The organism is Reticulibacter mediterranei, from assembly GCF_016587455.1.
In genome coordinates this window covers 1082224-1101448 of sequence record NZ_BNJK01000002.1, presented here as the reverse complement: position 1 = coordinate 1101448, position 19225 = coordinate 1082224, and the positions used below count along the sequence as shown (strand labels likewise).

Below are 19225 nucleotides of genomic sequence, written 5' to 3'. Positions count from 1 at the left end.
CGTATCATGTGAATGGTTCTCCATGAGTCTTTCTCTGGGTGTTTCTTGTCTGAAAGCAAGAGGGAACTTCACGCCTCACGGGATGGGAAGCTAGCATCGAGCAGGCTCACCCGTACAGGGGCTTTCTCCTCCGGCGCGCCTCGTGTGGGCAGCAACGACCACCAAATCGGAGCAAATGCTCCTCTGGTGTGTATCCTGCCCATCGTCGTGCTGAGCAGTGACAATGGCGTAAGCAAAGGAGCCTCCTGTGTCAGACCCCGTGCGAAGCGCCGTTCCTGGGCAGGTCCGTCCAGGACCACACAGAGTCGTGGGAGCAGGGCATCTTCGGCTCTCCAGGCTCGCGATTGCACATAGCGCGAATAGACGAGCAGGGTCCGCTCTATTGTGCGCCCTGAAGGATCGCCTGCCAGGTACTCCAGCCAGTAGCGCAGACGATGTTCTCCCGTCCGAATCTCGAAGAGGACATCAGGCTGGAAGAGGCAGATGGTGTCCTGCCACCGGTAGCGGCGCGTGCCAAGCTGCGCACTCCACCAGAAGGAATGCGCTGTTCCTGCTTCGGACATCATGCGGCAGGCGCGAGCCAGGTGCGCACAGATTGCATACACGCCGCGCTGGTGCCGCCAAGCCGCCTCTCGTCGCAGCATGGCCGCTCGTTTGGGCAAAACGGTGGAGTGACCGGCTGGGGAACCCTCCACAACGATCATCTGGGGGCCGAGTGGCAGAGGCGATGTCGCAGCCAGGGCCGAGAGGCTCCGCTCAGTGAGCACCCAGCGTGTGCTTGCTCGTGTGTGTGGGTGTTCCGGCAGGAGCGTGTGCGCCTCCTGCACCCACTGGGCACGGGCTAGCTCTCCAAGCTGTCGTGCGACGGTCGAGGGACGCAGCCCCAGCCAGGAGGCCAGTTCTTCCACGCTGGCAAACGGGCAGTGTTCCAGCAGGGAAAGCAGCCCTCGCTCTCTCTCCGTGAGCGTGAGGGCTGCGAGGGGGACCGGCAGATGGTGGAGCCGCTGGCTGGCTCTGGCACGGGCGATTCTGTTGGCAAAGCGTCCTCGCACGATGGGCGTGGCACGGGAATGCTGCTTGGTGGCCTTTTGCAGAGAGGAAGGCATGGCTTGCTCTGGCATGATTGGTCGCAGAGTGGGGGTGGTCGTGGCTTCCTCGTTGCCAAAGAGCACCTGCATCGCGGTGGGGAGCGTATCGAGGGCAACAGGGGAGAGCACGGAGTCCAGGCGTCGTGCTGTACCTGTTCCCAACTGCCGAAAGGAGCGCAGCCAGAAGTCCTCTGCCTGGCGCGTGGTATCTGGTGTGAGCACCGTCACGATGGCTGAGAACGCGGTGTGCGGCTGTTGCTGCTCACCAATCCAACGAGCACAGGCATGCCAGAGCGCCTCACGCTCAGGGGATGCCAAAAGCACCACGACAGGCGAGAACCAGGGAGCGTGAGCGCGAGCCACCATCAAGCGAGCGAGCCACCGCTCGATAGCGCTCATCGAGAGCAGGGGACTATCCTGGAGGAATTGCAGCGCATACCAGGCTTCATGAGCGCGGGCCTGTTGCTGCGCCGCTTCCTCTCGAAGCGCATCAGGATAATGGGCCACCTGTGGGCGTCGGCGCAAGAACACCAGTGCTGAGACCCGACAGCGCGATCCTTGACGCTCACCCTCTGGGACAGGATAGGCATAGTCGTGGACGATGTGCCAGGCAATGGCGCTACGCTGGCCCTGAGAGGTGAGATGCTCGGGGGCCGACAAACACACTTCCCAGAGGATCTCCTGAAGCGCGAGACGCTGAGGGGCGCGTGGCAGCAGGCGCAGGAGGGCGTGCTCGGTCGCTCCCCATTGGCGGGCGAGGTGAACGGGATCATCCCCTTGTTCGTGGGCCAGCCGAGCGATGCCCTGTGTGCTGAGATAGTAGCAGGAGCAGGAACGCACCCCAAGTGCCGGGATGGAGACAGCCTCAACCCACGTGTGCTGCTGCATCCGAGCCAGCAGGCGGTACAGCGTGGCGCGGGAGAGGCCGGTGGAGATATGCAGATCTTCCACTCGGAGCAAGGGGGTGTGCAGCAACCTGCTGAGCACAGATCGCTCATCTGCCTCAAGCGGTGTGTGTTGTCCCGTGCTGGCAGGTGTCTCCTGGGAGCGGTTATGGCCCATTGTCTTCTCCTGTTTCATTGGTCGGAATATCCGCACTCACGGTGCGATCTCTGGTCTCTCGTAACTGCGCACAGGCGTGTTGCAGTCGGTTCACTGCCTCCTCGACTTGGGAGAGTCTTTTCCAATCGTCGTGTCCAAAATGATCGGCATCGAGTGGGGAAGGCCAGCCGATGAGAAGCTGAGAAAGGATCTGCAACGCCTCCTGTGTTCTGCGTTGCCACTGAGCGTTCATGTGAGCGGTGGGCCGCTCCTCCTCTTGCAAGGCTGCCGCCTGAGCGTGCCGGGCCTGTTCCTCAGCTTGCTTCGAGAGCGCATCTCGCTCCTGGGAGAGCCTGCGGAGCTTCTCTCGAAGCGCGGCTAGCTCGACTTCGGTTGCTTTGGGCACCACCTCTTTGATGATGGTTCTCGGTTCTGCTTGTTGCATCAAAGGTGGGGCCTCATGCTGAGGAGGTACATCAGGCTCGTGCTGGTGGTGCAGCACACGCTCTTGGGTCTGTTCTTGCTCATCTGGGGTATTGCTTTGTGCCTGCTGCTTGGCTTGCACGTTGGCCGCGTGTTCAGCCTGTTTTGCGGCCTTGATCGCTCCCAGCGTGGGAGCCAGGTGTCCGGCTTCTACCTGAGCGATAATGTTCTCTGAGATGGAAGGCTGGGCAAGCAGATACAAGACGGAGGCGGGGAAATTTTGAAAATTTCTAAATTTGTCGCCGAAGCGCGAGGCAACGAGCATACAGTTATGGGCGGTGTAATAGTTCATCGCAAACTCGGCCTGGAGCCAGGCCATGAACCGTCCGTGTCCCAGGCGTTGCTGGACGGTGAGCAAATTGTGTCCAATCTGAACAATCGTCTCCGTTGTGCGCTTGAGATAGACATGGGTTTCCTCTGTCTTCTGTTGCACGAAGATACGCGTTTCTTCATCAAGAGCGCTGTAATCAAAGGTCACGACTTCGTATGGCTCAGGAGTCTCTCCCTGGTGTGTCTGATCTTCTTCCCAACGCTGTTCACTCATCGGACGTTCTCCCGTCGAGCAGCTCAGTCTCTTCATCATCAACATGGCGTGTTGCTCGTTCCAGGAATGGGTGCGTGACCCCTTTGGGCAGGGGAGCAAGGGGGTCAGGCAACAGAGACGACTCGGAGAGCGTCCGGGCATGGGTCAGATAGAGCTGCTCGATCAACTCGGTCGCCTGCTCTTGTGGCTCAGCAATGATATGGTGGATGGCTTTGGCGATCTCAGCGGAGAGGAGGGTGAGGGTCAAGAGCCGTTCGACTTCCTGAGCCACCCACGGATCAGCAAAAGCGGCTTGCTGATATTTCGCCTCCAGCATGTGCCAGAGCACAGCGAGGCGACTCACTGCTCGAAACCAGGACAGATGTTCGCTGGTGGCAATCGCCTGATAGCGCTTGGTGTGAGCGGTCATCAGAAAACTGCGGTATCGTCGGATCACCTCATCGCTTCCCTGTACCAGGGAGCAGAGCGTAGAAGGGGGAAACTGCGCCTGTGACAGGAATTTCTGCCAAGTCCGCTCATTGTAGAGATCTTTGCCGTGGATGGTCAGCGGCTTGCCACGAAGGGAAAGCACCGTGATCTCTTCTGAAAGATCTTGCCGAGAGAGAGATTCCGTAAAATTGGCAGCCCGCCTGAGCGTGAGGACGGCGCGTTCAGCATATTGTTCCAGCAAGAAGGCTTGTGTATGCGCGTCAGGTTGCGAGAACATGGTTCTTCCCTCATCTACGTGTGCGAGGGACTGGTGTGTGCGATCTACAGACATACGAGAGCTTCCTTTCTTCACGCTGTAAAAGTACAGCAATTAGGGCAGCAGAGGTGGAGGTGGCGGCTTGCTTACGTCATCCTGTTCCTCCTCCAGTAAGTCGTGACTGCTTCCTGCCGGGCGAGGCGCGAACATCGGTTTGCGCGTGCGCACATGCTTGCGTCCGGTTCCGGTCGGTGTTCCTGCGACGTGGGGGAGGGGACCCTTTGCAGCGTTGTTAGACGCAGAGGAGAAGGGCTGGCGACCCTTTCCCCGACCGGTTCCTGGTGCAGGAGGGAGCGGTTGATGATGCAGGGCATGTAATTGGGCGAGGAGCGTGTCTACCTGGGCCTGTGGTCGCCCATCGCGCTGGGTGCTCGTGGCGCGGATCTGCTCTTCCTGGATCGTGGAGCCAGCAGCAAGCTGTCGTAGCTCAAAGGAGAAGAGCGGGAGGCGTTTGTGCGAGCGTGCCCAATGCGCATAACACAGATAGTCTGGAAGCGCAATCACCTCCTGGGGCGTCAGCGGCGCAAGCACCTCGCGCAAGAGCACGGCATCCTCGACGGAGGGCGTAAAGACGAAAAGGTGTTCGCTATTACCCAGCACCGTCGAGCGCAACCCCGCATCAACCTGCTCCAACTGGGTGAGCGATTGGGCAGCGAGCACCAGAGACAATCCGGCTTTGCGCCGCTCGGTGAGCAACACCCCATAATCGACGGGGTAATTGGCAAACTCATCGACGAGTGCGAGGAAAGCTCGCCGCTCGGCTTGGGGCTGTGCGTACTGCCTGGAGAGACCTTGAGAGAGGGAGCTGAGGATGGTCGCTCCGAGCAGGCTACTGATATCGGTTCCGACCTCCCCTGATGCGGTATTGATGAGCAGGAGGCCGCTGGTGCGAATCACCTGCTCCAGATCGATGGTCGAGCAGGGTTGGCCGATGATGCGCCTGGCGGTCTCGCTGGATGCGTAGGCAGAAATCTTACTGATGACTGGCATGATGAGATCCTGCTGATGTTGTGCGTCGAGTTGTTCATAATACGTGTGCCACCACTCCAGGACAAAGGGATCGTGGACGAGATCGAGGACACGGCGGCGAAAGACCCTCACCTGTAAGAGAGGGACAACATCAAGCAGGCTATATTGCTGCATGAGACCCGCACTCGGGTCGCCTGTGACCAGCGTCAGATTGGCTTCCATGAGCGCACGCAAACTGTAGCGCATCACATTTTCGATGCGCGATCCCCAACTGCCAATCCAGATACTCCGCAACGTCGTGAGGATGGCGCTGGTCGAAAGATCCATTTCCAGACGCCCCGCGCTTGCACTATTCCACCATTGGGAGACATCGAGCAAATTGAAGCCGACCGGGTGGTCCCGCTCGGCAAGATCGATCAGGGTGACGGCTCCTGCCAAATGCGCGGGAATGCCTCGCAAGAGCGCACGGATCAAATCGCCATGTGGCTCGATCACACACAGCCCTGGCTGATCTGGGTGGCCGTCCCGCAGCGCCAGTTGTGCCTGGGCCAGGTGCTCAAAGAGGGTGCTTTTGCCTTTGCCGGTGCGCCCCAAGACAAAGGCATGCTGTCGAAGCGCCTCTGGGGGATAAAACACCTCGGCACGCATCCCGGCCTGCTCAGAGATCCCGACCTTCCAGCCGGAGCCAGAGGTCACGTCAGCAGGGGCCAGGATGGTGCGCTCCTGCCGCTGTTCGAGACCGGCCATCGCCTCGGTCAACGGATGCCAGAGGAGCGCGACTTCCTCGCCAGTGAGCACCCAGGTTCCCGAGCGAGGGAGGGCTGTTCGTCGAAGCGCACGAGTCGAGCACCGACGAGAGCGTATGCCCACTGCCGTCGTCTCGTACTGACGGTAGCTGGCGAGCGCCAGCGTGAGGATCTGCTGCCGAAAGCGTCGTCGGGTGCTCTGGCTCCTCCACTGCACGTATCGCTGGCTCATCCAGGTGGAAAGCGGGGAGAGTCTCGCCTCAGCAGGCACCAGCAGGGCATAGTAGCGTCCAAAGAGCCAGCGTACCAAACGCATGTGTCCCAACCAGGAACGTTGCAGACGGAGCGAAAGCCGGTCGAGCACGTCTGCCCAGCGTCGTGATCCGGGGGCGCGAGGCAAGGGCGTGGGTGCGCCTGCTTCAGTGGTCTCAATGAGCACCAGCCGCAGTCGTGCCTGATACGCTCGTTTGGAAAGCTTGTCGGCAATGCGTCGTGGATCGTAGAGGGTGGGCGCTGGATGCACCAGCCGGACAAGCAGGCGAGCCGCGATGGAGAGCGTCACGAGCAGGATCGTGCAGGCAAGACCCGCCAGGATGAGTTGGAGGCGTTGGGTGGCACTGATGACGGGCATCTGTCCGTGCAAGAGCGTGAGAAGAGCCTGCTCCCCCCACGCGGGCAGCACTCCATCGAGTCGTCCCGCCCTCCAGAGCGAGAGGATGAGGACCAGTAGCCCCATGCCAATGATTGCCCCCCAGCCAGGAGTACGTCCCTGTCGTGTGCGCGAGAGCGTCTCGCGCTGGCGTTGGCGTTCCTGTTCTAGGGGATGCTCAAGCGCCAAGCGGCTGTAGGGGTGTGCCCACTTGGGAGATAAGGGGGTCAGCGAGAGTTGACTGACCAGCCGGAGCGACGCAGGAAGCACAGCTCCCACCGAGAGGAGGGCATACATCGGATCATTGTGAGGGGTCGCCCATTCGCGGATCTCCCACTGCCGCAGGCTTTCATAGACGGGGCCGTGACGCAGCACCTCAAGAGCACTGGCCTGCTCGGTCTGCGGCTCCAGGTGCAAGGGATCATCCTGGTGCGAGACCGGACGCACAACAGCCTGCGGGTAGAAGGTCTGAAGCTGGCGGGTGGCCTGCGAAAGTGTGCTCTGCTTGGTGGCTCGCAGCAGGAAGTGTGGCCCCGACTGGCGCTGAACGATCTCCAGACTGAGCCGTGCGGAAGGGACGACGAGGGATTGCATCAGTGTCTCTAGTGTATGCAGGCCAAGCGGCGGCACGTTCGCAGGAGGCACAATCTGCACCACAAACGAGGGGTCGCTTCGACGAGAGAACAGACTCATTGCGCACCTCCTGGGGTCGTGGCGGTGATCGCCTGCCCGTTGGACGCGTGCTGGTCTGCCTGTGCTCTCAGCGCTGGGACTGGCGCGGCTCTGGCAACACCCGTTTTGGCGTGCCTGGAGCGGGTGCGTGCCGTCCGCTTGCCGTGCAGAGAGACGGTGTTCGTGGCACCAGAGAGAGGCTCCTCTTGCTCCCTCAACACGGGTGCTGAGAGGGGAAGCTGCTTCTCTTGCGCATCCGAATCGATGGGGACCACCTCATCTGCCTGCTGGTCGCCTGCCTGTACTTGCAGCTCTGCCTCCTGTGATGAGGCAGCCACGACAGGGGGTGGAGACGCGTGCCTGCTGCCGCTGCGTGCCGCCCGCTTGCTCGTCCTGGCAACCGAGGGTCGATCCTCTTCTTTGCTTTCCTGGAGAGCATCTCCCCGCTCCCCCGGCACTGCTTTCTCGGCTGCTGGCAGAGCAAGTACCTCCACGTGCGTAGGAGGATCAGTATGAGCCAGGTCGTATTCCTCTGCATTGGCGGTGATCTCCACGATCAGCCGCTTCGATCCCACGAGCAGTAGGGCTTTCTTGCGCTCTAAGCGGGTGAGCCGCTGCTTTTCCACTGGTGTCAGGCCAAAGGCGGCGCTCGCTGCCTCCGCACCGATGGAGTCGAGGCGTTTCAAGACTTTGGTGAAGGCGTTTTGAGCAATCACGCTGCCATGTGCATCCATGATAAATTGTTCGGGATTCTGCGTGATGGTAACAACACTCATGTAATATTTGCGCATCTCACGGGCCATGCGCTCTAAAAATTCGCCGCCTTCCTGATACTTGATGAGCGACCAGGCTTCATCGATGTAGAGGCGGCGCGGACGACGCTGGGAGAGTGCCTGGGTCCAGAGGAAGTCGGAGATCAGGAAGATGCCTGCGGGCTGGAGTTCGCTGCCTTCGCGCACCTCGCGTAAATCAAAGGCGAGCACAGGCGCGGTGAGGGCAACATTGGTCGGACGGCTAAAGAGACCGGCCAGACTGCCAGTGAGAAAGCGTTGGAGCCGCTGGGCCAGCCGCAGCGCGTGCTTGTCCTTCTTGTGGGTGCGCAAAACCTGCGCCACATCGTGTAAGAGGGGGGCCGGTCGTCCATGCGTCCAGGGATCAGTGGTGACGCCTGCACGGGCGTAGACCTCGTAGAGCACGTCGTCAAGCAGTCCCCGTTCCTCAGAGAGGTCGATTCCAGGAGTGGATGGAGCGTTGGTGGCGAGCAGGATATCCAGAAAATTATGGAGATTCTGGATTTTCTCGGCCAACCGATCACCTTGTTGCTGCTGGACATAGTGGGAGAGATCCAGCCCTGCGGGAACCAGATCAAAGGGGTTAATGCTCTGGGCTGAGCCAGGAGCAATGCGAATACAATCGCCTCCCATCGCCTCGATCATGGCACGATACTCGCCTGCCGGATCGATGACCACCACTTGCAGGTCCGGGCGGATCAGTAATTCATGCATGATCCGCACCTTGATGGCAAACGATTTGCCGGAGCCAGAGATGCCCCCCCAGAACTCATGGGGATTGTTCATGTCTGCTCCCCACGGATCGAGCAGTACAGGTTCGCTGCTGCTGGTCAGCCCTACAAAGACGCCAGAGGGCTGCATCATCGTCGTGCTCGTGAAAGGCAGCAGGGCCGAAAGTGCGGAGCTGGTAGTGGTGAACGGACGTGAGGGGTTCGCTCGTCCAAGGGGCAGGGTTGTCCCATATGCTTCAAATTGTTCGAGCGTGGTCGGGTGCGCGGAGAGCAAGCCGTTGTGCAACGTGCTCTCGATACGCTGCTGAGACGCGTGAACAGCCACCTCGCTGGCAGCGCGGGCCATGATGGTCATCCCGACTTCCAGGAGCCGTTCCTGCCCAGAGGCGAGCTGCGGGATGAGCCATTCGGTATCATCTCGTGCCACGGAGAGATCCGGGTCGGAGAGCATGCCGCGCTGCTTGGTGATCCGCTCCGTTGAGCGGTACTGTGCCTGTTCGCGCATCAAGCGGCGCAAGACGTTAGGCGTCGCCAGAGGGCGCACATGCAAACTCACCTCCATCTGCTCATCAAGGGCAAGCAGGGGCAATAACACCCCGTCGCTGACCTCACGAGGCAGACCCACCACTGCGCTGCCTGCCAGATAGTTCTCTCCGACTCGCAGATGATCCGACGAGATCAGCAGAACGGAAGGCACAAGCTGATCGAGGGCCGAGGGGGTAGACAGATCCATCTCCTCCTCATCCTGCTCCTCCTCTGCTTCGTCTTCCTCCTCTTGCGGTGGCACCGAAAGCAGTGCCTCTTCCGAGAGTGCCTGCTCAGTATGGGAAAGAGGAGAGATGGCTCCCGGCAGCGGGTGGACCAGATGAGCCAGCGTGAGCGGTGTCCGTCTCGCACTGTCTCCTCGTAAGGAGTGATCGAGCAGGGTAAGCAGATCCTCTCCGACGAGCCTGATCCCCTCCAGTCCCATCTCGGAAAGCTGGTCGAGCAGCGATGCCACACGTAGATCAAGGGCACGACGAACCTGAGCAAGCTCGGTGTGGCTGGCCCGTTTGGACGCAGGGAAGATTCTCGCGAGAGGCCAGCGCGACTCCTCACGCTCTGAGCACACAATGAGATAGAGGCGGCGCTCCAGCAAAAGCTGCTCACGCTCAAGAGTGGCGAGCGCCTCCAGGTGGGCACGTGCCAGCCGATGACGCGAGGGCAAGGGCTGGCCTCGTGGGTCAGTGGTGGTCTCCTCTCCAGAAGAGGGTGACTCTCCTATCGCCTCTCTCACTCGGCGCACATAGCTGGAGAGATCGATGCGGCGGCTGCTCATGAGGATCTGAACCGGGAAACGCAGTGCCGATAAGAAGGCGCGGAAGCCTGTAAAGAGCGTCTGTTGCTCTTCAGGGGATAAGAGGCTCACATTGACCGTCTGGACCTCGATGATGGCAGCATACTGCTCAGGAGCACGGGCATGGGCAGTTCCCACCTCGACCAGATCGTGCAGAACGCGTCGGATCGGCAAGAGGCTTTGCACGCTCGCAGACCGTGAGGAGGAACGGCCCGTTGTCTGGTGGGCAGCACGCCACACGGCGCGTTTCGGTTGGGCGGCAAATTGGAGGGCCACCATGCCCCAGAGTTCGAGGGGACGCGAGGCAATGCTGGCAAAGGCCGCCACCAGACAGAGCACGAAGGGGAGCAGCGCTGCGACAATGCGCACCCCGACGCCAACACTCCTCCACGAGGCGGGGATCACCAGACCCAGACGGAGCCAAAGCCAGTAGGCCAACGTGCCTCCCACCAACAAAAAGAGGATCTGGCGCACAGTCAGGCCAAAGAGCACTTTATCAGGCAAAAACAGATGCGTCGGGTGGGTGTGCCGACGTAGGGCTTCATGCATAGTGTTGTCCTTTCTTCTTTGCATCGTGAGTGTTATTGGGTCGGCGCAGCAATCTGCGGGGTTCCGCCCGCCGCAGTAAAGAAAATGCTGGTGATGATGGCCGTCAGCAGGGCAAGGGCGAGTGCTCCTAAAATGCGGTAGATATTCTCTTTCGCCAGTTCTTGTCCACGCTGTCCGGGAAACATGAGACCGATGCTGCCCCAGGCAAAGAAAAAGGCAGAGATGCCGTAGAGGGCTGGAGCAAGACCCTGATTAAAGAGATTGAGAAAAAATTGACCGATGGAAACGGTCACGGCAAGCGCGAGATGCAGAGACATAGATGGTTCCTCCTCCTTCTTCTTTGGCAGAGGACAATGTGCGTGTGCAGACCGATGCTCAGGTCAAGATCAAGACCAGATAGTGCTGGGTTTCAGCAGGTAAGCACTCCTGCCAGGGACGCGTGAGATTGCCACAGCGTGCCACCGCCGCATCCACCCCTCCCGGACCCGCATTGTAGGCAGCCAACGCTTTGCTGAGATCCCCCTGATACTGCCGGACGTAGCTTGCCATGAGTCGCGCTGCTCCGCGCAGGGCTGATGGCGGGTCCCAGGGGTTGATGCCCAGACCGGCGGCTGTGCTTGGCAAGAATTGAGCAATGCCGATGGCTCCGGCTGGCGAGACAGCAGAAGGGTTGAAGCCACTCTCGACCTGAATCTGTCGGACAAAGAGAGCCGGGGACAGACCTGCCGCGACCGCTTCCGTCTGGGCGAGGGCCACATAGGGACTGGAAGCACCCCCCGGACGTGCTCCCGGTGGGAGGATGCCTGAGCTACCGAACGTGTTTCCTCCCAGCGGAGACGTGAGGCTCTGAGCGGTGCTGGCCGTCACCAGCAAGCAGAAGGCGGGAACGAGCAGGAGCAGCCCAGCGGGCAAGCCACACAGAAGCATCCATGTGCGCAGCATATGCACACCTCCTTTCAACGATTTAGAGCGCCGCAACAAAGCGGCTCACGATGCCTGTGGTCGCTCGTGCGGTGGTCTCCCCAGCAGCCGTGAGGGGACGCAGGGCAAATTCTCGTAGCATCGAGGGGACACGCAGCACCAGAAAAAAGAGGGCATTGGAGACCAGCAGAGAGATCACAAGCTGGTCGGAAAAACCCTGGAGCAGATTGCCTGCAAAAAAAGCGGCGAGCATCCCACCGAGAGCGAGGGCCGACACCTGAATGAATTGGATGAGCACAACGGTCACAAAGGCACTGATCCAGCGTGCCAGCCAGGTTTCGCTCAAAAAGGCAAAGGGCGTCAGGCTCGTGAGCAGGATCACGGTTGCCAGCCGGACCAACATCTGCCAGAGCAGGAAGAACACCTGCACGATCAGAAAGAGGGACAGCGAGAACAGTAAAAGCAGGTTCACCGCTCCTGGCCCAGTAAAGCTGTGGAAAATGGCCTCAATGGAGAGACGCAAGAGCGACGTTTGAAAGAGATCATCGACCCCCTGGCACAGCGAGTTGTTGAATTCGATCAACCATTGACACACGAGCAAGCTGTTATGAGCCAGAATGACCAGCAACGCTAGACGAGGCAGTGCCTCTCGCACGGTGAGGCTGGGCAGACCAATGGAACGACCAATCAGCACGTGATAAGCCATCAGCAGGAGGCGCACGGCGAGGGCCGCATCAAAGACAAAGATGCCAAAGCTGACAAAGCGCTGGACCACTGGATTGGTATAGGTCGCCGCATCTGGCGTCCTGGTCACGAAATTGAGCGGGTTGTCCTCGATCCAATGCAGCAGCGGGCTGACCGCTTCAAAGAGGCGGGTGGCAATGGTGGTACTGGCTTGCCCGATGAGGCAATCGATGTAGCCTGCATCAAAGATCGAACAGACGACAGGTGCCGGAGGTGGTCCCGGCTCGGCCATCGTCGCACGGATGAGGCGGGTGGTGGGAGTCTGCTGTGACGTTCCCAGTGCAACAGATCCCGCCTCCTGGACCTGTTGCACCGGTAGAGCTGACGAACGGACATACGTAGGGGCGTTCGAGAGCAGGAGTATGCTTCCGAACGCTCCAAGCAGCAGATACAGGAGTACACGTCTCACCACCGGTCGCCTGTGCCCACTTGAAGGAAGAGGGATGCACGACATACGCAAACTGATCCTTTCCAGCACTCCCCCCTTCGTGTGAGCGAGTGCTCTGCCAATAGACAAATGCTTTGGCTGGTGCCTCATTGCCCCAGGAAAAGCCCTTGACACGAGTATACCGGAGGGACGCTGGACCTGAAAAGGAGTACGTGTACCAAAACGTGAGAAGCTTTTGGGGTAGCGCAACATTGCGTCCGATTTGGAACCCCATTGGCTTGGGTCGCTTAGCGACACAGTGCTGGAGCAGATCGGTTCTGCTCCAGAGCAGATGGTGCGTGATGCCAGGGACGCGTCACTTCTTGACGATGGGGTCGCTTTGCCTGCATCTCGACCTGCAAGTGGTAGCCGCTTCGTCGTTGATAGTGAATACGCCAGGAGGCAGGGAGTTTGCGTTTGAGTCTACTCACGTGCCGTTCAAGTGCTTGTCTTTTGTTCGTCTCCTTGCCTATGTGATGGTCCTCCATCAACTGCACAAAGAGCTGAAATTCTGCTGGGGAGAGAGGCAGATAATACAGGGGTCTTCCCATTTGGCTCAGCAGGACCAGCCGCAGCGCTTCACAGGCCAGTACTTCGTAGTCAGCAATGTAATAAGACTGGACATGCATTGTGAGGGAGGGAGAGGTTGTCTGCACTTGCATGAAAATATCCTTTCTCTATGAGAGACATCCTGTTTTTCAAAGAAACAGGGGGTTCTTTTCAATGAAAAATAAGTATCTAACTCATTTCCTCTTTTCTTATTCTATTCACTGATAACATCATTAACAATACTTCATGGGATTACTTTTCCATTTCCCCTTTTTATGTGATAGCGAACGTCTGAGAAGAAGAGGAGAACACTCTGCATCACCGAGAGAACAACGTCATGACACCCTTCTTAGGAAGGACGGTATCCTTGCGAGAAGCAATCTCTTCCTGCTCTCCTCCTGCTCATCGCGTCTTTTTGAGGTGACGAACGAAAGCGGCCCGGCCTGGAAATCTGGAACCGCTTTTTTTTGTGGACAAAACCTTTCTCCTTGAGATTCAGGTGGAAGAAACCGTATGATTCGCCTCATTTTGTTCCGGCTTGTATCCAATGTAGGTCACGAGGTCGTAGAATCCCAGGAAGTCCTGATTCCTCATATCGCTGAGCATCTGCTCATACAGTTCATCGACTTCTGCTTGGGTGATGGAACCCTGTTCGAGAAAGAAGGGCTGAGACAACTTATAGGCTGCTTTCCAATCTTCGTAAAACCCTGCATGCAGGGGACTGCCAGCCGAATACTCACCCAAAATCTCTGATCTGGCAATTTGCTCAAATCCGTGTTCACACAGCAAATGAGGCAACAGGAGTAACATGCCCATGTGTGGACCTGGCACTCCTGCTCCATGCCCTGCGGCTTTAAGCGACTGAATGAGCAGTTGAGCAAAGCGTTCGAGCGCTGGGCTACTGGTATAGCCTAGCTCGCTTTCCGTGATCCGCAAGACGCCTCCAGGGCGCAGCAGACGGACGACTTCGCTGAAAAACCGGTCATGTAGACGGCGAGGCAAGAAGCCGACAAGAAATCGAATGTTGACCAGATCAAAGATCGCATCAGGAAACTGCAAAGGCTGGGTAGCATCCATCACGCGAAATTGTGCGCTGTTCTCAAGGCCCATCTCTCTGGCCTGGACCTGGGCATATTCAATCATCGATTCGCTTAAATCAATCCCCACTGCTCGCTTGTGTTCCTGGCGAGCTACATCCAGAACCCAGCCACCTGGCCCACAACTGACATCCAGCACATCCTCTAGACGCGTTACCACTTCCGGTGGCAGTTCAGGCCACACCGCTCCCTGGTACATTTGAGAAAATAAGCGATGTTGTCCAATTAATCGAGAAAGCTCGGCGGAACTCTCAACATCGATGAAGTACGAATTGGAATCAGTCATGAAAACAACCTCCTTGCATCGTCATGCGGGTTTCCAAATCAATCAATTGTTTCTCATTCTCTGCTTCTGGATCGATCACGCTGTACAGATAGCCTGACCCGACCATCTGCTGCATCCACTTGATCTGTTCTTCTCGTGAAGGCATGGGGACCAAGGATAACTGGTCCGTTCGGTAGAAATCTTTCTCCCAAAAGCAAGCAGAAAATAACGAGGCGTAGAGCGCTCCTAGTTGACACTGGACCTGACTAAAGCCAAAGGAAGCCTGTGTCGTCATCCACAGAGAGCCGACCACCTTCCCTCGCCTACTCAGCGGATAGGCAAGCTCTCCATGCCCACGCGCGACGACCTTCTTCGTGAGAACGGCCTCTGCCGGAGCGCTTGCGGAGCCGACAAAAAACAAGGTGGTGAGCGAGGAGCCAGAAAACGGGAGCGTCGCCTGATCATCGTAAATCATCCCTTCTCGTAGATACAATGTTCTTTGAGAAGGAGAAATCTGCATGAGATAGAGCGAGGTCTTCTCCCGTTCACTGACGAGTTGTGTTGCCAACTGCTTGAGTCCCAGTGTCAATGCCGCCCAGGTTGAGAGGCCATCCGATTCCTGAAGGGCCGAGAGGACGCGCTGATAATAGAGGCTAGGAATAGCGACCAGAGCTTCCTCCTCCCTGGCAGCGTTCTCGGTTGTCGTGGGAAAGACCTCTGGGTACTCTTCAGCCAACAGGTGCCGGATCTGCCCCTGTTGAGTCGTGGGAAAAAGCTCTGGGAGTTTGAGCAGATAGGCGACACGAGGCTTTTGGGTTGAGCCTGGAGCTACCCAACGCCAGAGAGTAGAAAAATTGACATTCAACTCGCGGCTGATGCGCATCCGTTCTCCACTATCGTCGAGTCGTTCTCGTAGCAGGTCACGCCACGTCTTTTCAGGCAAAGGCATAGTGCAACTCTCTTCACCGTTTCTAAGAAAATAACCATTTTCTGTACCTTGTGGACGAGAAGGCAAGTGCCAGCGTTTGAACACCTTCTTCTCATAGAAGTATCTCATGTATATGCAATTTTTGCAATAGCTTTTATTGCAAAAATTGCATATACATAGAAAACATGTGAAAAACGAAAGAGGGAGACGAGAGAAGAAGAATGTAGAGGGGGAGTGATCTGCTTCTCTCATAAGAAGCAGACGAACGGCGACCAAATAGCGTTCTGGCCTGGCAACCTGGAATTGCTTATGGGTTTCGTGCTCCCCTATCTCCTCTGGCATGTTTAGTATACCTGCTTGTACTCCAGAAGAGGAAGCTAAAAAGCGTCAGGAAAGCGTCAGGAAAGCGTCAGGGGTGCCACGTTTGGTAAAGGCTGACAGAAAATCTATCCCCTCTGTCTCCAGAGAGGATAAACTGAAGAGCGTAGCGCGTCATCCCACATGGCATAGGCACATGCGAAGAGAGGAAACATAGTGGTAAAATCCAAAGAGAGAAAACGTCCATCTACGGGCGCTTTCCCCATACACTGAGGAGATAGTAGCATCCCAAGAAGTTTGGATCTTGCATTTCATAATCGAATTGTTGGCACAGAGCATCAAAGGCATCCTTTGTCGTGACACCTGTTTTTACCAGAAATGCTCGCATCATTTCGAGACCAGCTAGTATCATCTGGTAGTTGAGCGCATGTGACTGGGTTCCAAACGATACATCAAGATGATATGCCTGTTTTTGGATATCTTCCAATCTGGCTTCTCGAAATAATTTCGGGAGTGCCAGCGTACTGCCAAAGCGTTTGCCATCAGGGGAAAAGGATTTTCCTGTGAGCCATTGCGCACGAGTGGCGAGATCGGCAATCTTCTCTCCTGCCTCGCTATTGGTATACAGCCATTCAGCCTCGGTCAAGCGAATGATTCCTCCCGGACGCGTAATCCGCTTACCCTCTTCAAGAAACGGCTTCCAGGCTGAGACTGGCATAAAGCTGGAGATGCAGCGAGCATTGACAAAATCAAAGGCTGCCCCTGGAAACGGTTGTGGGTCAAGAACAGAGCCTTCCTGAAAGGTGAGGTTGGGGAGTCTTTGGGCCTGTGCTTGCGCTCTGGCATAGCGGATCATGGTGGAACTGATATCGACCCCATAAAATTCGCTCTCAGGATACTCAAATGCCGCCTGATTGACCCATCTTCCAGGACCACAAGCGAAATCAATCACCAGACTCCCCGTTGAAGGGGTATAGCTGTCAGGAAAGAGACGTTCTCCCATAGCCCTCGTCATAAGAAGATCATAATCAAGGAGGCGTTGTGTTTCTCCGCTGTCATTGGGGTTAATGAAATACGTCGTTTTATTCTCAGATGGATTGAGGGGAGGTTGCATGGTTACTCGCTTTCTATCATTAAGGCGGCTTCCATCTGTTGAAGCACCAGTGTTTCAGCCTGAACAATACTCAGTGTGTGCTGCGCTCGTCGCAACTGACGAAGACGATCTTGAAATTCGAGCAACAGATGTTGTTCCCGTGAAGGTGCGAGAATAGTCATTTCGCGCAAGGCAATCCGTTGGCTCTCATAAAAATCGGTTTCTCCCATCGGGAGAGCAAGGAGCTTGGCATAAGCGTCGAGACAGTAGAGACGCAAAGGCGTCCAGGCATTCTCAATGTTGCTGCTTGCCATCAGGCATCCACCAATTTTTCCGGCTCGCAGGATCGGATAGGCGGCGGCACTTTTTTCCCCTGTGGTGATGCGAAATGGAAGCAGGCCGGGAGAACCAAAGTCTTGAATGACGCTTGGCTCGCTGTGTTCCACGACCCAGCCAGCCAAGCTCTCGGAGCCTAAGAAAAGGAGGCGACGATCAACGCCACTGGGCCAGGGAGGATTGCCGATGCCCATCACCTCACAGAGGCTTTGAACGTGTACTCCTTCTGATCGAGGAGGGATACACCGGATGATTGAGATATCCATGCCCTCCTTTCCAGGATCGAGCAAGCTCAAAAGTTGTTCGAGGCACTGCGTGCGGATGTACCAGGCGGCAAAGGGACCGCTAGCACGGGCATATTCGCCAAGCACCTTGAGCAGAAATTCCGAAGGAATAGCCTGCTCCGGTGAGAAGACAGAAGGGGTTATCGGCTGGGAATCGCGCAGATGGATACCATACTCCTGTTCGATGAGATCAATAAATTCCTCACGATGGGCAGGAAAGGCATTGGGTAGCTCGATCAGGTTTTGCATCGTTGGCTTGGAGGTGCCTTGTACCCAACGTACAAAAGTGATCGGATTGAGACCTATCCGTTCTGCCGCAGCAGCACGCTCTGAGGGTACGGCGATGAGTCCTTTCAACAGCTCACGCCAGGAAGATGAAGAAGCCATGGCGTCCCTGCACTTTCTACAAAGTTGCTTATACTATACAGCAATCCTTCCAAAAGAGCGAGAAGGAAGCAATGAAGGTTCACATCGCTGTCATCTGTTATTGTTTCCTCGATTCCATGTAATAACATTGTACTGAACATGATAGAGAAAGTCAAATAAGTTGTATGCATCCCTTTACAACAATATATACATAGAATGTATAATTTCTTGTGTTTTTACATGAATGTTGACAGATGTTATTTCTTGTGTTACGCTAAAGCTAGTCTCCTAATAGGATAGAAAGTTGCCTACGCCTATTCTTCTTGTAGAAAGGATAGTTCCTTGGATGCATTTGAAAATCATCTATGACTTTGCTTTTGTTGCATAGAGAGAGGACCTCATGTCGCTTTTTTTCTCATACATTTTCTCAAATAGAGGAGTGTAATTGCTCTTCTCATACATTGTATGAGAGTATACATGCGTGTCGTCAACTCGTAACTGTATCCCGTTTATCCTCATAACATAAGGATTGTGTCTATGAGTGAGTCATTACCGTATTTTGAGAGCATTCGGTTAGCCCGTCGAAAAAAAGGATGGAGTCAACGGGAACTCGCAAAACAACTCCGTGTTGGAGAGACAACTATTCGAGCCTGGGAAAAGGGGAGACATCGCCCCTCTCTCGCTCTCCAGCCGAGTCTGGAATCTGTGCTAGGCATTTCCCTGTGTCAGGACACATCGTGTCTGTCCTGATCGTCATCAGTGGTGCTCCTGCAAAGAGAAACAGTGACTTCAGCGCAGAAGAGGAAAAAGGTGTCATAGTCGAGCCGAGAGCACCTAAGAAGCGGAACTCACCACTATCGTCGCTTTGCAAGCCTTACAAAGGAGGCTCTGGGAACCGGGTGGTTCCGAGCACGACAATCTGCCTCTCGGCGAGACGGACGCCTTGCCGAAGGTGTACCTTGTGAGTCTGGCTATGAATTGCCCCTAGTGGCTCTTCCAGGTGTCCAGGCAAAAACAGCGGGACCCAGCCTTCCTCACGCTCAGCAAGCGTGCTCACCTCCCAGACAAAAGAGAACTGGGCGACAAAACGATCCCCTTGACGAATCAGGCGCATTGGTGCTTCCTCCACAGTTCGTATCGTGCGTCGTGTTTCTTGCATCGTCTTCCTCATAATATTACAACAAGTGAGACGGGCGGGTCGAGACAGCTCTGATGGCTTGTGAAGCGGGACGAGGGTATACAGAGAAAACAGGAACACTTCACCATGTCTCTGGAGTATATTTTTGACCCTCGCTCACGCTTGATGCCTTACTGGAGCGACGAAGAGAGAAGCCCGAGCCGTGAAGTCACCTTTATAAGCGCCTGATCGAGGTTTCTTCAGCAGAAAGAGGCGTTCCACTCGAAGAGAGAAACGAAGGCATCTGCCTTCACCGTGTTTCCCATACTTACACGGATACGTCAAATGGTACAAGAGAGCAAGGGAGCGGCAATTGGCTTGCCTCCTTGATTGCCTGCTTGAGAAAGGCTGTGACACCATGAGCGAAAGATATTTG

Annotated in this window: 15 protein-coding genes; 1 reads left to right on the top strand and 14 read right to left on the bottom strand. The window is 56.6% G+C overall.

Annotated features, from left to right (window positions below):
- Positions 1-68: 68 nt before the first annotated feature.
- From K3T83_RS43240 to K3T83_RS43180, 13 genes are all read right to left on the bottom strand, one after another.
- Entirely contained in the window at positions 69-2150 is a 2082-nt protein-coding gene (locus tag K3T83_RS43240) for a replication-relaxation family protein (protein WP_220209345.1), read from the bottom strand.
- Positions 2140-3156 (bottom strand): hypothetical protein, encoded by a 1017-nt coding sequence (locus K3T83_RS43235; protein ID WP_220209344.1) that lies wholly within the window; start codon positions 3154-3156, stop codon positions 2140-2142. The genes K3T83_RS43240 and K3T83_RS43235 overlap by 11 nt, the downstream gene beginning before the upstream one ends.
- Entirely contained in the window at positions 3149-3916 is a 768-nt protein-coding gene (locus K3T83_RS43230) for a hypothetical protein (RefSeq protein WP_220209343.1), read from the bottom strand. The genes K3T83_RS43235 and K3T83_RS43230 overlap by 8 nt, the downstream gene beginning before the upstream one ends.
- A gap of 39 nt (positions 3917-3955) precedes the next feature.
- Positions 3956-6958, bottom strand: a complete 3003-nt coding sequence (locus tag K3T83_RS43225) for a type IV secretory system conjugative DNA transfer family protein (RefSeq protein WP_220209342.1) — start codon at positions 6956-6958, stop codon at positions 3956-3958.
- Positions 6955-10344 carry a PrgI family protein gene (locus K3T83_RS43220; RefSeq protein WP_220209341.1) on the bottom strand — a complete coding sequence of 1130 codons (3390 nt, stop codon included), beginning with the start codon at positions 10342-10344 and terminating at the stop codon, positions 6955-6957. Before K3T83_RS43220 ends, K3T83_RS43225 begins: the two co-directional genes overlap by 4 nt.
- A gap of 32 nt (positions 10345-10376) precedes the next feature.
- Entirely contained in the window at positions 10377-10661 is a 285-nt protein-coding gene (locus K3T83_RS43215) for a hypothetical protein (RefSeq protein ID WP_220209340.1), read from the bottom strand.
- A 58-nt stretch (positions 10662-10719) separates the two neighbouring features.
- On the bottom strand, positions 10720-11286 hold the full coding sequence (locus tag K3T83_RS43210) for a lytic transglycosylase domain-containing protein (protein WP_220209339.1): 567 nt from the start codon (positions 11284-11286) through the stop codon (positions 10720-10722).
- A 22-nt stretch (positions 11287-11308) separates the two neighbouring features.
- Positions 11309-12463: a hypothetical protein gene (locus K3T83_RS43205; protein WP_220209338.1), complete on the bottom strand. Its 1155-nt coding sequence runs from the start codon at positions 12461-12463 to the stop codon at positions 11309-11311.
- Between the two features lie 221 nt (positions 12464-12684).
- Positions 12685-13098 carry a helix-turn-helix domain-containing protein gene (locus tag K3T83_RS43200; RefSeq protein ID WP_220209337.1) on the bottom strand — a complete coding sequence of 138 codons (414 nt, stop codon included), beginning with the start codon at positions 13096-13098 and terminating at the stop codon, positions 12685-12687.
- 382 nt (positions 13099-13480) lie between these two features.
- Positions 13481-14368: a class I SAM-dependent methyltransferase gene (locus tag K3T83_RS43195; RefSeq protein ID WP_220209336.1), complete on the bottom strand. Its 888-nt coding sequence runs from the start codon at positions 14366-14368 to the stop codon at positions 13481-13483.
- On the bottom strand, positions 14361-15296 hold the full coding sequence (locus tag K3T83_RS43190) for a hypothetical protein (protein ID WP_220209335.1): 936 nt from the start codon (positions 15294-15296) through the stop codon (positions 14361-14363). Before K3T83_RS43190 ends, K3T83_RS43195 begins: the two co-directional genes overlap by 8 nt.
- A 544-nt stretch (positions 15297-15840) precedes the next feature.
- On the bottom strand, positions 15841-16707 hold the full coding sequence (locus tag K3T83_RS43185; protein WP_220209334.1) for a methyltransferase domain-containing protein: 867 nt from the start codon (positions 16705-16707) through the stop codon (positions 15841-15843).
- A gap of 2 nt (positions 16708-16709) precedes the next feature.
- Positions 16710-17693, bottom strand: a complete 984-nt coding sequence (locus K3T83_RS43180; RefSeq protein WP_220209333.1) for a hypothetical protein — start codon at positions 17691-17693, stop codon at positions 16710-16712.
- A 516-nt stretch (positions 17694-18209) separates the two neighbouring features.
- Between K3T83_RS43180 and K3T83_RS58210 the strand changes: the two genes are divergently transcribed.
- Positions 18210-18422, top strand: a complete 213-nt coding sequence (locus K3T83_RS58210) for a helix-turn-helix domain-containing protein (protein WP_220209332.1) — start codon at positions 18210-18212, stop codon at positions 18420-18422.
- Positions 18423-18546: 124 nt separating this feature from the next.
- Here the strand turns inward: K3T83_RS58210 and K3T83_RS43170 are convergent, their stop codons facing one another.
- A complete protein-coding gene (locus tag K3T83_RS43170) occupies positions 18547-18831 on the bottom strand; it encodes a hypothetical protein (RefSeq protein WP_220209331.1) in 285 nt (94 codons plus the stop codon).
- Between the last annotated feature and the right edge of the window lie 394 nt (positions 18832-19225).